This is a genomic window from Actinomycetota bacterium (genome assembly GCA_019347675.1).
Lineage (GTDB): Bacteria > Actinomycetota > Nitriliruptoria > Nitriliruptorales > JAHWKO01 > JAHWKW01.
Genome location: JAHWKW010000010.1, coordinates 43,665 through 57,688 on the forward strand (window position 1 = coordinate 43,665; position 14,024 = coordinate 57,688).

Consider the following 14,024-nt stretch of genomic DNA (forward strand, 5'->3'; position numbering starts at 1 on the left):
CGACGCATGCGGCGAGCCACTCGTGGACGACCTCGACGGGGCGGGGTTGCGGATCGACGGCGAGCACGTCCCGTTCCGCCGTGGCAGCGACTGGGTCGCCTGTTCGGTGTGCGGAGCGCTGGGCAACGTCCGCGACCTGCGTGCCGCGGCCGGTGCCGACGCGCCGGTGGCGGCCGGTGCCGACTCCGACGCGCCGGCTGACCCGGCCGCAGGCGATCTGCGGTCCGCGGTCCAGGCAGCTCTCGCTGATCTGCACGACGCACTGGCACGGCGCGGGGGGAGCGACCAGCTCGACGTCGACCCTCTGCTGTCGGCGTTGAGCGATGTGGCCCGTGGTGAGGACGACGACTCGCCCTAGGTCACTCAAGTAGCGAAGCGGTAGTGACCCGGCTCCCAGGTCACTCAAGTAGCGAAGCGGTCGTGACCCGCCTCCTGAAGCTCCGTCGCTGTCCGGGGCGCCGGAACCACGTCGATGCCCCACGGCCTCCAGCCGCACGCTGTCACGGCCCGTGGGCGAGCACCAGGTCGAGGACGGTGACCGCCCCGGCCTTGTCCAGCGGTTCGTTGCCGTTGCCGCACTTGGGTGAGTGCACGCACGACGGGCAGCCCGCCCGGCAGGCGCACTCCGAGACCGCGGCGCGCGTGGCGGCCAGGTGCTCGCCGAGGCGCCGGAAGGACCGCTCCGCCAGCCCGGCACCGCCCGCGTAGCCGTCGTAGACGAACACGGTGGGACGGCCGGTATCGGGGTGACGGGCTGTCGACAGCCCGCCGAGGTCCCACCGGTCACACAGCGCGATCAACGGCAACAGCCCGATCGCGGCGTGCTCCGCGGCGTGCAGCGACCCTGGCAGCTGCGCCGGCGCGAGCCCGGCGGCGGTGAGCAGGTGCACGGGGATCGCGTACCAGACCGCGACCGTGATCAGCTCGGTGGGCGGCAGGTCAAGGTCGTGGCGGCCGATCACGCGGCGGGTGGCGTGATCGAGCGTGTCGTACCCGGTGACCTGCTCGGTCACCCGGACACGGCCGAGCCGGACCGCGACCTCGCCCCGGTCGGCGGCCTCGAGCTCGTCGATCACCGTCACGTCGGCGGTGGACCGCGGGCGGGTGGTGTGGCGCACCTGCGGGGCGCGTCGCACCGCGGCGACCCGGCGACGCAAGCTCAGGTCGGTCACCTCGTGGATGTGGCCCTGATGCAGGTAGATCGCTCCCGGATGCACCTGACGTGGTGCGCGTGCGGCGTCCACATCCCCGATCAGCTCGCCGGATGCGGCATCCACGATCCGCACCGGCGGGCCGCCCGCCGACCGCAGATCGACCTCGGCCGCTGCCCGGCCCCGCCCGACCCAGAAGTACCGGCCGGCCCGCTCCCGCAGCACGCCGGCGTCCGCGTCGGCGCCCAGTAGGTCCGGTGCCGAGGGGCCGAACCACCGCCGCGCGTCCTCGGCGTCGAGCGGGTGCTCCTGGCAGGCGCACCGCAGGTGCGGGCCGAGCACGTGCGCGTTGGCCGGATCGGCGATCGCGTCCTCGGGCGGTCGCCCCAGCAGCTGGTCGGGGTGGGCGACGAGGTACTGGTCGAGGGGGTCGTCGTCGGCGACCAGCACCCCGATCGCCTCCCGTCCCGACCGCCCGGCCCGCCCCAGGCGCTGCCAGAACGCCGCAGCGGTCCCCGGGTAGCCCGCCAGCACCACGGCGTCCAGCCCGCCGACGTCGATGCCGAGCTCGAGCGCCTCGGTGGCCGCCACGCCGAGCAGCTCCCCAGCGGTCAGGGCGTCCTCCAGCTCCCGTCGTTCCTGCGGCAGGTACCCCGCGCGGTAGGCGGCCACCGTGTCGGCCAGCGGGGAGTCGCCCAGACGTTCACGGGCCACCACGGCGGTGACCTCCGCTGCGCGACGGCTGCGGACGAACACCAGCGTCTGCACCCCGGCGGCCACCAGCGACGCCAGGACCTCCCCGGCCTCACCGACGGTCGACCGCCGGATCCCGGCGTCCTCGTCGATCATGGCTGGCTGCCAGAAGCCGATGTCAATCGCCCCGCGCGGCGAGGTGTCGTCGGCCACCGCCTCCACGGCCAGGCCGGTCAGCACGGCGGCGTGCTCGGCCGGGTTGCCGATCGTTGCGGACGCCAGCACGAACGTCGGAGCGGCGCCGTACCGATCGCACAGGCGGCGTAGCCGGCGCAGGATCACCGCGACGTGGGCGCCGAAAACGCCTCGGGCGACGTGACACTCGTCGACCACCACGTACGCCAGCCGGTGCAGGACGTCACCCCAACGGCGGTGGTCGGGGAGCACACCGTGGTGCAGCAGGTCCGGGTTGGTCAGGATCCAGTTCGCCGTGCGCCGGATCGCGTCGCGCTCCGGGCGGGGCGTGTCGCCGTCGAGCGCGGCGGCACGCAGCTGCGGCAGCCGCCACGCCCGCAACGAGCGGAGCTGGTCGCGGGCCAGCGCCTTGGTCGGCGCCAGGTACAGGGCCGTGGCGGTGGGGTCGGCGACCAGCGCCTCGACGACCGGCAGCTGGTAGCAGAGGGTCTTCCCGCTGGCGGTGCCGGTGGCCACGATCACGTGGCGATCGGCGCGGACGAGCTCCCGGGCCTGCGCCTGGTGGCGGTACAGGCGGGCGACGCCCATCAGCTCCAGTCGGCTGCGCAGTGTCGGGTCGAGGTCTGCCGGGATCTCCACGGTGGTCCCGCGGCGGGACGGGAGCCGTTCGCGGTGGACCAGCGGGCACCCACCCTGGCTGGCGCTGCGGGCCGCAGCGACCAGCTCGAGGACGTCCCGAGGGTCGTGCAGCGCGGCGTGCTCGACCACGGGGCGACGTTACCGGCCGGCCACCACCCCGTCGTCGGCTGCGTCGCGGATCAGCGCGTACGCCCGGTCGGGCAGGAACACGACGCTGGCCCCGCCGGCGCTCCCGACGTTGCCCGGCAGGGTCACGATCGCGACGTTGTCCGGCGGAAGCGTCATCGCCGCGAACCCGTACCGCAGCAGCGTCGCGGTGGGTGCGTCGGTCACGGTGGTCTGCGCCACGAGACCGGCCAGCTCCGCGGCGCGAGCCACCCCGACACCGCCGGCGACGACCTGGCGGTGGGCGGCGGTGAGCAGCCGCGCCTGCGCCCCGGCCCGGCCGAAGTCGCCGTTGGGCCGGCTCTTGCGGGCCCGGCTGAACGCCAAGGCCTGGCGCCCGTCGAGGATCTGGCGGCCCGGCTGCAGGTTGGCTTCCGCCTGAGCGTCGACCAGGCGACGCTCGACCTCGATCTCGACCCCGCCGATCCCCTCCACCCCGTATGCCAGACCCCGGAAGTCGGTCAGCAGGTAGTGGTCGACGTCCACACCGAAGTTCTGCTCGACCGCGCGGACGCAGTTGTCGGGACCCGACGCCAGGCAGGCGTTGATCTTAGTGCGCCCCTGTCCGGGCAGCGGCACGTACGCGTCGCGGGGGAAGTCGACGAACGTGGCATGCTGGCGGTCGGGCGAGACGAACAGCAGGTGGAACGCGTCAGCGCGGGCGCTCAAGGGGGTGCCGCCACGGTAGGGACCCTCGTCGGCGCCCAGCAGCAGCAGGGTGATCACGCCATCGTCGACCGGGGCGCGCAGCAACCGCTCGGCGGCCACAGCGGCGGTGGCCAGGACCAGGCCGGCGAGCGTGGCGACCACGGCCGCGGCGCGGGCGGTCGATCGCGACGGTCGTCTCACGGCGCACCTCCCGACTGGGCCGGGCCGGCCCCCACCAGCACGGGGCGCGGATCGCCAGGCGTGAAGACGAACTCGGCGGCGGTGACGCTGCCGTCCGGTCCCGCGACGTCGACCGTGACGCGGCCCCACTGTGGTCCGCCGCTCTCGGCGACCAGGAAACGGTACGTGGCGCTGCTCACCGGCCGGTCCTGGCCGGTCAGGGCGGTCGTGACCGCCACCACCGCCTCAGGTGCGGCGCCGTCGAGCAGCCCCGGCGCGGCGACCTCCGCCAGGAGCCCCTCCCCGCCGGCGCGGAGATCGGTCAGGTGACGGTTCAGCCAGTCCTGGACCGCCTGCACGAACGCCTGGATCGCCGCCTCGTCGGGGCTGGGCACCCGTGCGTTGGGGTCGCCGGCGTTGAAGACGGCTGCACCGTTGTGCACCGATCTGACGTCCAGCTCGACCGCCCCCGACACCGGCTCGACGTCGGGCGTGGTGGGGGTCTCGGTCGGTGTTGGTGACGGCGACGGGTCAGGAGCCCGACCCCCGTCACAGGCGACCGCCAGGAGCGTGGCTGCTGCCGCCAGCACGACCACCTTGGGGACGCGGGTCACCGGCGCCACCTCCTCCACAACGGGCCGACGGTATCAGCGGCGCCCCGTCGTCCGGCCGAGCGGTCACGGCGGGCCGAGGATCCCGTCGTCGCGCAGGTCGGCGATCTGGGCTTGGGCGGTGGGCGTGAGGAACACCACGCTGGCGTTCCCCGCGCGGCCGATCCGGGCGTCAGCGACCTGGCTGCGCACGTTCTGCGGGGGGATCCGCATCCCCAGCAGCGCCAGCCGCAGGCTGTCGGCGGTGTCGGCGCTGCTCACCGTGGTGGCGCGCAGGTAGCCGACCAGCTCCGCGATCCGCGTCACGGACGGACCCTCCCCGACCAGCTGGGCGTGCAGCGACTGCAGCACCTTGGCGTGCGCAGCGGCGCGACCCTTGTCGCCGCTGGCGCGCGACTTGCGGTCGCGGGTGTACGCCAGCGTCTGGCCGCCGTCGACGACCTGCGCTCCGGGGTGCAGGTCGGTCCCCGAGAACGGGTCCTTGAGGCGCTCCTCCACGTCGAGGTGCAGCCCGCCGATCGCGTCGATGGCGGCAGCCAGCCCCCGGAAGTCGGTCAGGTACCAGTAGTCGACGTCGATCCCGGTCAGCGACTCGATCGTGGCGACGCAGGTGTCGGGGCCGGCGTTGAGGCAGGCGTTGATCTTGGTCCGTCCGCGGCCGGGGACCGGCACGTACGAGTCGCGCTGGAAGTCCAGGATCGAGGCGTGCTGACGGTCGGCGGAGACCACCAGCAGGTGCAGCCCGTCGGCGCGGGCCGACAGCGGGCTACCCGCGCGCGGCGGGCCGCCGTCCGAGCCGATCACCAGCAGCACGATCAAGCCGTCGTCGCGGACGGGCGCGGCCAGGTACGCCACCGCAGCGGCAGCGGCGACCGCGGCGGCGACGAGCACGGCGACCGCGGCGGTGGCGACGGTGGTCATGCAAGCGGTGGGCCGACTCACCGCAGCGTCTCGGGGAGCGGGTCGGGCCCGGCGGCCAGCAACACCGCCGGGTCCGCGCCGGCGAACACGTACCCGGTCCGGGTGATGCGGCCGTCGGTGGTCTCCACCAGCGCCGTCATCCGCAGGAACGCCGGGGCGCCCTCCTCGGCCACCACCACGTGGTACAGGGCCGTGCGCACGGGGCGGTCGGGACCGGTCAGGTCACTTGTGACCGACGCCAGGAGTGCCGGGTCAGCGCCGTCGAGGAGCCCGTCGGCGGCGACCTCGGCCAGCAGGCCCCCGCCTCCGGCTTGCAGGTCGGTGAGGTGGCGGTCGAGCCAGTCGGTGGCCTGCTGCACCATCGCGCCTGCCGCGGCCTCGTCCGCGGGCGGCCTGGGGCGGTCGTGGAAGACGATCGGCCCGTTGGACGTGCTCTGCACCAGCACCGTGGGTTCTCCCCGCACCGGTGCGGGGGAAGCAGCCGCGTCGGTGGCCTCGGTCGCGTCGGCGGTCGGAGCCGGGCGGGCCTCCGAGCCGCCGCCACCGTCGCAGGCGCCCAGCAATGCACCGCCGACCAGCAGGCCCGCCACGGCACGGCGGATCACGTTCGAGCCACGGGGGGTCCGTCCACCACGGTCGGACGAGTCGAGTCGGCACGCGAACGCTAGCAGCCGTGACCCCGCCGCCGCCGACCGGCAGCCCGTTAGCGGACCGCTGCGCCGTCGTCGCGGGCGGACTCCACCAGCAGGCGTCGTTCCGCCGCGGCGATGATCCGGCGCGCATCCAGCGCCGCATCGGCGTTGACCGAGATCGACGTGATCCCGAACCGGACCAGCTGTTCGGCGAACTCGGGGCGGTCGGAGGGAGCCTGGCCACACAGCGACGACGTCAGGCCCGACTCGCGGCACGCCACGATGATGCGCCGCACCGCGTCGAGGACGGCCGCGTCCATCTCGTCGAACAGCTCCGCGAGCACCGGGTTGTCACGGTCGACGCCCAGCATCAGCTGGGTCAGGTCGTTCGACCCGATCGAGACCCCGTCGATGCCCAGCTCGGCGTACTCGGGGATCCGGTACACCACCGACGGGACCTCCGCCATGACCCATCGCTTCAAGCTGCGGTCGTCGCCGAGCGGGCTCGCGTCGATCGCCTCCAGGCACTCCTCCAGCTCCCAACGGGTGCGCACGAACGAGATCATCAGGTGCAGGTTGTCCGTCTCTTCCCGGACGCGCGCCAGGACCTCCAGCTCGAAGGAGAACACCTCGGGGTCGCGGACGTAGCGGAAGCAGCCGCGGTAGCCGAGCATGGGGTTCTCCTCCTGCGGCTCGTACTCCTCACCGCCTTTGAGGCCCCGGAACTCGTTGGTCTTGAAGTCGGTCGCGCGGTAGATGACCGGGCGCGGGTGGAACGGTCGGGCGATCTGCAGGATCTTCTCGGCCATCGCGGCGGCTGCCTCCTCGCGGCGGCCCTGCGCCAGGACGTACCGCGGGTGCTCACCCTGCAGCGCCTCGGTGATCAGGAACTCGGCACGCAGCAGCCCGACGCCATCCACCGGGAGCTCGGCCGCCTCCTCGGCACGGCGCGGGATCGCCAGGTTGACGTACAGCTGCGTCGCCAGGGGGATCATCGCCTCCTGCGGTCGCTCACGCTCGCCGGAGGCGGCCGCAGTCCCGCCGCGCCGCGGCTCCTGCAGTTGGTCGGTGACGTCCCCGGCGTACACCACGCCGGCCTTGCCGTCGACGGTGACCGTGGCGCCGCCGGAGAGCTTGCTCGTGGCGTCGCCGGTCCCCACGACGCACGGCACCTGCATCTCTCGGCCCACGATCGCCGCATGGCTGGTCATCCCGCCGCTGTCGGTCACGAACGCCGCAGCCCGGCTCATGATCGGGACCCAGTCGGGCGCGGTCATGTCGGTGACGAGGATGTCGCCGTCCTCGAAGCGGTCGCCCTGGTCCGGGGACTCCAGGACCCGCACCGTTCCCGCTGCGATCCCGGTGGACGCGCCCAGCCCTTCGACCAGGACCTCGGCGGCGGCGATGGGTTCCTCGTCGCCGGCTTCGTCGTCGCCGGCTTCGTCTTCCTCCAGGGTGGTGATCGGGCGCGTCTGGACCAGGAAGACCTCATCGTCTTCCGCCGCCCACTCGATGTCCTGCGGGGCGCCGTAGTGCTCCTCGACCCGCAGTGCCAGCTCCGCCAACTCGAGCAGCTGATCGTCGTCGAGGACCCGGCGCGACGCCTCGTCCTCGTCGAGTTCCACCTCGCGGTTGCCTCCCCCGTCGCCGCGGACGATCTTCTTCTGCTTCTGGCCGATCCGCACGTCAGCGACCTCGACGCCATCGTCGCCGCGGTGCAGCACGTACGTGTCGGGTTCGACCTCGCCGGCCACCACCGCGTCGCCGAGCCCGAACGCGGCCTCGATGATCATCTCGTCGCGGTCCCCGCTCGGATCCACCGTGAACACCACGCCGGCCCGGTCCGCATCGACCATGCGCTGGATCACGACCGCGATGGCGGGTTCGTCCTCGATGCCGCGCCTTGCGCGGTAGGTGAGTACCCGCTCGCTGAAGATCGACGCCCAGCAGTCCACGAGCCGCTCGAGCAGGGCGTCCTCACCGCTGACGTTCGTGAACGTCTCGTTCATCCCGGCGAAGGACGCCTCCTCGGTGTCCTCCGTGGTGGCCGACGACCGCACCGCCACCAGCACGGTGCCGTCGTCGCTGAGGTCGCGGTAGGCGGCCAGCACCGCCTCGCGGAGGTCGTCGGGGATGCCCGCGTCCCGTACCACCTCACGGGCCCGCTCGGCGAGCCGCTGGACCTGGTCGGGGTCGTCCACGTCGGCCTCGCCCGTGAGCTCGCGAAGCTCCTCGCGCGTCCCGGCTTGCTCCATCGCCGCCCGGTACGCCGCAGCGGTGACCACGAACCCCGGTGGGACGGGCAGACCCGCGGTGACCAGCTCCCCGAGGTTGGCGCCCTTGCCGCCCGCCAGGTCGGTGTCGTCCTTGGACAGCTCGGCGAACTCGGCCACCAGCTCGCTCATCGACCCTCCCGGCGCCGTTGAGTTGCGGCACGTCGAGCCTACGAGGATGGGTGTGTCCTCCTCGCCCCGTTCGGCCAGTGAGAACGCCTGCGCTTCCGGCGCCCTACCATCTGTGCGCGGCCGGACGGGGGACCACGTGCAGCTGGACGAGCGGACCGCGACCAGCATCGCGGCGTACGACCAGCACGCCCGTGCCTACCAGGAGGCGCTGCGCCGCCGGCGCCCCCTGCAGGACGTCCGTCGGTTCGCGGGGCTGGCCGCAGCCGGGGCGCTGATCCTCGACGTGGGATGTGGACCCGCCAGCGACCTGCGCAACCTCACCGACATGGGTCTGCGGCCGGTCGGTGTGGACCTGTCGCTGGGTGCGCTGCGTGAGGCGCGGCTGCTGCTGCCCAAGCACCCGCTGGTGTGCGGCCCCTACGACCGGCTGCCGTTCGGTCCGCGCACCTTCCAGGGCCTGTGGCTGTCGGGGGCGCTGGTCCACCTGCCGCGCTCGGCGTGGCGTGACATCTTCGCCCGGCTGCTGTACCACCTCGACACCGGACCGGTGTACTTCTCGTGCGCCCGGGGTAGCGCAGACCTCGCCCCGGTCGACGACCACGTCCTGGGGCGGGTCTACCGTTCCGAGGCGACCGAGGACGAGGTCGAGGTCCTGCTGGCGTCACACGGGCTGCGCGACGTGCAGGTCGAGCTCCGTCCCGACCCGCTGGTGGACCGCGACCGCGCCTGGGTGGCCGGCTTCGGCCGGAAGGTGTGAGCCGGCAGGTGTGAGCCAGGGCCCGTCACGGCAGGAACGCCGGGGCGAACACCAGCGCGACGATCGTCATGACCTTGATCAGGATGTTCATGGCGGGCCCGGAGGTGTCCTTGAACGGGTCGCCCACCGTGTCACCGACGACCGCGGCCTTGTGCGCGTGGGATCCCTTCCCGCCGAGGTTGCCGGCCTCGATGTACTTCTTGGCGTTGTCCCACGCCCCGCCGGCGTTGGCCATGAAGATCGCCAGGAGGAACCCGGTCACGAGCGCGCCGGCCAGGAACCCACCCAGCGCCGGCGTGCTGATCAGCCCGACCACCAGTGGGAGCGCCACCGCCAGCGTCCCCGGCACCACCATCTCGCGGAGCGCCGCGGCGGTGGAGATGTCCACGCAGCGGGTGTAGTCGGGTCGTGCCCCGACCCGCCCTTCACGCAGGCCGGGGATCTCGGCGAACTGGCGGCGGACCTCCACGATCATCTTGTTGGCGGCCCGGCCCACCGACTTCATGGTCAACGCGGCGAACGCGAACGTGACCATCGACCCGAGGAACAGCCCGATCACCACCGACACGTCCTGGATGTCGATGCGCTCGAGGCCGACCGCCGCGGTGAACGCGCGGAACAGGGCCAGGGCCGTCAGCGCCGCGGACCCGATCGCGAAGCCCTTGGCGACCGCGGCGGTGGTGTTGCCCAACGCGTCGAGCGAGTCGGTGACCTCGCGGACCTCGGGCGGCAGCTCCGACATCTCGGCGATGCCACCGGCGTTGTCCGAGATCGGACCGTACGCGTCGACCGAGACCACCGCGCCGGTCGTGGCCAGCATCCCGATCGCGGCGAGGGCCGCGCCGTACAGGCCGGACTCGCCGATGCCGGGCATGGCGGCCTGCCCGGCGGCGTAGGCCAGCCCGATCGCGCCGACCACCAGCGCCACCGATGCGACCGTCGACAGCATCCCCTCGGCGATCCCGCCGATGATCACCGTCGCCGAGCCGGTCTCGGACTGACCGGCGAGCCGCTTCACCGGCGTGTAGTGGGCCGAGGTGTAGTACTCGGACGTGAACCCGATCGCGTACCCGGCGACCAGGCCGACCACGATCGCGGTGGCCATGTACAGCGGGTTGGTGACCTGCGGCACCCCCGTACCGAACACCCAGTAGGCACCGGCCACGGCCGCGATCGCGGTCAGCAACAGCGCGACGTTGGTGCCGCGGTGCAGTTGGCGCGACAGGCTCGTGCCCTTCCGGCCGCGGACGAGCAGGGCCCCCAGGATCGAGGCGAGCATCCCCAGCGCCGCAACCAGCAGCGGGTACAGGAAGGTGGCGCGCTGCAGGTTCGTGAAGTCCGGGGCGAGCTCACCGCGGGCACCGACCCCCCCAAACAGCAGGGCCGCCAGCACCATCGGGGCGACGATCGCGCCGGCGTACGACTCGAACAGGTCGGCGCCCATTCCGGCGACGTCGCCGACGTTGTCACCGACGTTGTCGGCGATCGTGGCGGGGTTGCGCGGGTCGTCCTCGGGGATCCCGGCCTCGACCTTCCCGACCAGGTCCGCGCCCACGTCGGCCGCCTTGGTGTAGATCCCGCCACCGATGCGGGCGAACAGAGCGATCGACGAGCCGCCGAGCCCGAACGCCGCCACGACCTGGAAGGCGTCGTTCACCCGCAACAGCTGCACGAACACGATGTAGGCCACCGCGATGCCCAGCAGCCCGAACCCGGCGACCGTGAAGCCCATCACCGCGCCGCCCCGGAACGCCAGGGGCAGCGCGCGGTGAGCGCCGTGACGGGCCGCGTTGGCGGTGCGGACGTTCGCAGCGGTGGCGATGCGCATCCCGACCAACCCGGCGGCCCCCGACAGTCCTGCGCCCAGGAGGTAGGCGAGCGCCCCCCATGGGCGGCCGTAGGGCAGCACCACGAAGATCAGGACGGACATGGCTGCCACGAACACCGCGACCCAGCGGTACTCGCGCCGCAGGAACGCCATCGCGCCCTCGCGGATCGCGGCGGCGATCTCCTGCATCCGCTCCGTGCCTTCGTCGGCGCGGTGCACCACGCTCGAGAAGTAGGCGGCGAGGGCCAGCCCGGCGAGGGCAGCGGCGACGGCGAGGTAGGGGATCACTTGCACGGTGACGTCTCCAGCCCGGCCAGGCGCATGCGGCGCTCACCTGCCCGGTCGTCGGGGTTGGGGTGGATTGCGGTGGCGGCGCGCTCGAGGACGCCGGAACGGGCGGGGAGCGTAGCGCACGCCGCCGCGCGGCCACGTCGGGGTGGCTGGTGTCCCGGCCGCCGGTCGGTGCGACGCTCGGCGCGAACGGACGGGTCCGCAGGGGCCGCTCGCAACCGGCAGGCGGTAGTCCGTGTGGTTGACAGGGCAGCAGACTTGCTCCACCGTGCGCGGCCCCCGGAGCAGGGCGCTCCAGCGACGGGATGAGTTGGATGACCGAGACGCAACGCGACCGGCCCCAGCTGGTGGTCGTCGAGTCGCCGACCAAGGCCAAGACCATCGAGCGGTACCTCGGCGAGGGGTACCGGGTCGTGGCGTCCTACGGACACATCCGCGACCTGCCCAAGTCGGACTTCGCGGTCGAGGTCGACGACGGCGGGGCGCGACTGCACTACGAGGTCCCGTCGGGCTCCAAGAAGCACGTGACCAAGCTCCGCCAGGCGGCCAAGGACGCCGAACGGGTGTGGCTGGCGCTGGACCTGGACCGCGAAGGCGAGGCGATCGCCTGGCACGTCGCGGAGATCCTGGGGCTCGATGCGCGCCAAGCCAACCGGGTGATCTTCGACGAGATCACCCGCGACGCGATCCGCGCGGCGTTCGCCGACCCGCGCCCGATCAACCTCGACCTGGTCGACGCCCAACAGGCCCGGCGGGCGGTCGACCGCATCGTCGGGTACCGCCTGTCGCCGGTGCTGTGGCGCACCGTGTCGGCCGGGATCTCGGCGGGGCGGGTCCAGTCGGTGGCGCTGCGGCTGATCGTCGACCGGGAGAACGAGATCCGGGCCTTCGTCGAGCAGGAGTACTGGAGCTTCGAGGGGACGTTCCGCTCCCGAGACGATCTTCAGGCGCGCTCCCCGGTCCAGGCGTCGCTGCACGCGGTCGGCGACCGGCGGCTGGCCACGCCCCGCGACCTGGAGCGGGCGGAGACCTCCGAGCGTCGCGACGTCGACGACTACCTGCTGATCGCCGACGCCGACGCCGCGCAGACGCTGCGCGCCCGGATCGACGGCGTCGACCGGTTCGAGGTCCGTGCGGTCCGCCGCAGCGAGACCCGTCGCAACCCCTCCCCGCCGTTCACCACCTCGACCCTGCAGCAGGAGGCCGCACGCAAGCTCGGCTTCTCGGCCAAGCGCACCATGACGGTGGCGCAGAAGCTGTACGAGGGCGTCAACCTGCGCGGCGAGGGGCAGGTCGGGCTGATCACCTACATGCGGACCGACTCGGTGAACCTCTCCGACGTGGCGCTGCGCGAGCTGAACGCCCTGGTCGGTGAGCGGTACGGGGAGCGGTACGCCCTCGACCAGCCACGCCGCTACCGGACCAAGCAGAAGCGCGCCCAGGAGGCGCACGAGGCGGTCCGGCCGACCTCGGCCCGGCGCGTCCCCGAGTCGCTCCGCGGGCAGCTCGACCGCGACCAGCAGCGCCTGTACGAGCTGATCTGGAAGCGGACCGTCGCCACACAGATGGCGCCGGCGGTGATGGACCGTCTGTCGGCGGACATCGCCGGCGTGGAGGCCGGGGGCGAGGAGTTCACCTTCCGCGCGACCGGCCAGGTGATCAAGTTCGACGGGTTCATCGCCGTCTACCTCGAAGGACGCGACGAGGACGACGAAGGCGACGGCGAGGTCAGCGACCGGTTGCCCGACCTCGAGGAGGGTCAGGTCCTCAGGCTCGACGACCTCACCGCCAACCAGCACTTCACCCAGCCGCCGCCGCGCTACACCGAGGCGTCGCTGGTCAAGATCCTCGAAGCGGAGGGGATCGGGCGTCCGTCGACGTACGCGTCGATCATCTCCACGATCGTGGCGCGCGAGTACGTCCGGTTGGAGGGCCGTCGGTTCGTGGCCACCCCGCTGGGCGAGGTCGTGACGGCGTTCCTGAAGGCGCACTTCGGCGAGGTCGTCGACGTCAAGTTCACCGCCCGCATGGAGGAGGAGCTGGACGAGATCGCCGGCGGCGAGGAGGACTGGGCCGCCATGGTCCAGCAGTTCCTGGACGAGGTCGACCACTGGGTCCGCGAGCGCAAGCCCGAGCGACCGCGGCTGCCGCTGATCCCTCCGGCCGCGTGTCCCGTGTGCGGCACGCCGATGGAGAAGGTGTTCTCCGGCAAGTCCAAGCAGTGGTTCGCGTCGTGCAGCCGCTGGCCCGACTGCGAGGGGACGCTCCCCCTCGACGAGCACGGCCGGGTGACCGAACCCGAGCCCGAACCCGAGCCCGACGAGCGCGTCGCCTGCCCCAACTGCGGGAAACCGATGGTGCGTCGCAGCGGCCGGTTCGGGGAGTTCTATGGCTGCGTCGACTACCCGTCGTGCAAGGGCATCGTCAACGTCGCGGCCCGCACCCGGTTCACCTGCCCCAAGTGCGGCGAGGGCAAGGTCGATCAGCGCAAGAGCCGGTACGGCAAACCGTTCGTCGGCTGCAGCCGGTACCCCGACTGCGACTTCGCGGTGTGGAGCGTGCCGCTGCGCGAACCGTGCCCCCACTGCGGGGCGCCGCTCAAGCCGCCCCCGCGGAACCGCAAACGGCCGATCGCGACCTGCGCCAACCCCGAGGACCCGCACAAGATCGAGCTGGACGACTTCGACCCGCCGCGGGTCGTGACCGTCCCGGCGGTCGACGGCGTCGAGGGGCTCGACCCGGACCTGCCCGGCTACGAGGGGCCGACCTGGGAAGAGATCGCCGAAGCCGAGGCTGGCCAGGCCGACGAACCCGGCGCGGACGACCGGGCCGGCGACACCGTCGGTGGGCGCGAGGCCGCCACCGCCTGACCTGCGGGGCTCCAGCACTACGATCGCGGCGCCGTGCG

At 72.9% G+C, this 14,024-nt stretch carries 10 protein-coding genes; 3 read left to right on the forward strand and 7 right to left on the reverse strand.

What is annotated here, in order from left to right:
• Positions 1–22: 22 nt before the first annotated feature.
• Positions 23–358: a hypothetical protein gene (locus KY462_08205; protein ID MBW3577704.1), complete on the forward strand. Its 336-nt coding sequence runs from the start codon at positions 23–25 to the stop codon at positions 356–358.
• A gap of 142 nt (positions 359–500) precedes the next feature.
• Here the strand turns inward: KY462_08205 and KY462_08210 are convergent, their stop codons facing one another.
• From KY462_08210 to ppsA, 6 genes are all read right to left on the reverse strand, one after another.
• Positions 501–2,762 carry a DEAD/DEAH box helicase gene (locus KY462_08210; protein MBW3577705.1) on the reverse strand — a complete coding sequence of 754 codons (2,262 nt, stop codon included), beginning with the start codon at positions 2,760–2,762 and terminating at the stop codon, positions 501–503.
• A gap of 54 nt (positions 2,763–2,816) precedes the next feature.
• Complete coding sequence (locus KY462_08215; protein ID MBW3577706.1) at positions 2,817–3,692, reverse strand: LCP family protein; 876 nt, start codon at positions 3,690–3,692, stop codon at positions 2,817–2,819.
• Positions 3,689–4,285 (reverse strand): hypothetical protein, encoded by a 597-nt coding sequence (locus KY462_08220; GenBank protein MBW3577707.1) that lies wholly within the window; start codon positions 4,283–4,285, stop codon positions 3,689–3,691. Before KY462_08220 ends, KY462_08215 begins: the two co-directional genes overlap by 4 nt.
• A 63-nt stretch (positions 4,286–4,348) precedes the next feature.
• Positions 4,349–5,224, reverse strand: a complete 876-nt coding sequence (locus KY462_08225; protein MBW3577708.1) for an LCP family protein — start codon at positions 5,222–5,224, stop codon at positions 4,349–4,351.
• A complete protein-coding gene (locus tag KY462_08230; GenBank protein MBW3577709.1) occupies positions 5,221–5,808 on the reverse strand; it encodes a hypothetical protein in 588 nt (195 codons plus the stop codon). The genes KY462_08225 and KY462_08230 overlap by 4 nt, the downstream gene beginning before the upstream one ends.
• A gap of 98 nt (positions 5,809–5,906) precedes the next feature.
• The gene (ppsA, locus tag KY462_08235; GenBank protein ID MBW3577710.1) at positions 5,907–8,240 is read right to left on the reverse strand and encodes a phosphoenolpyruvate synthase; all 2,334 of its coding nucleotides are present in this window, start codon (positions 8,238–8,240) and stop codon (positions 5,907–5,909) included.
• A gap of 136 nt (positions 8,241–8,376) precedes the next feature.
• Between ppsA and KY462_08240 the strand changes: the two genes are divergently transcribed.
• Positions 8,377–8,997 (forward strand): class I SAM-dependent methyltransferase, encoded by a 621-nt coding sequence (locus KY462_08240; protein MBW3577711.1) that lies wholly within the window; start codon positions 8,377–8,379, stop codon positions 8,995–8,997.
• A 25-nt stretch (positions 8,998–9,022) separates the two neighbouring features.
• On the opposite strand, the gene KY462_08245 is transcribed toward KY462_08240, so the two are convergent.
• Positions 9,023–11,119, reverse strand: a complete 2,097-nt coding sequence (locus KY462_08245) for a sodium-translocating pyrophosphatase (GenBank protein MBW3577712.1) — start codon at positions 11,117–11,119, stop codon at positions 9,023–9,025.
• A gap of 311 nt (positions 11,120–11,430) precedes the next feature.
• On the opposite strand from KY462_08245, the gene topA reads away from it, so the two are divergent.
• The gene (topA, locus tag KY462_08250) at positions 11,431–13,986 is read left to right on the forward strand and encodes a type I DNA topoisomerase (protein ID MBW3577713.1); all 2,556 of its coding nucleotides are present in this window, start codon (positions 11,431–11,433) and stop codon (positions 13,984–13,986) included.
• The last annotated feature ends 38 nt before the right edge of the window (positions 13,987–14,024 follow it).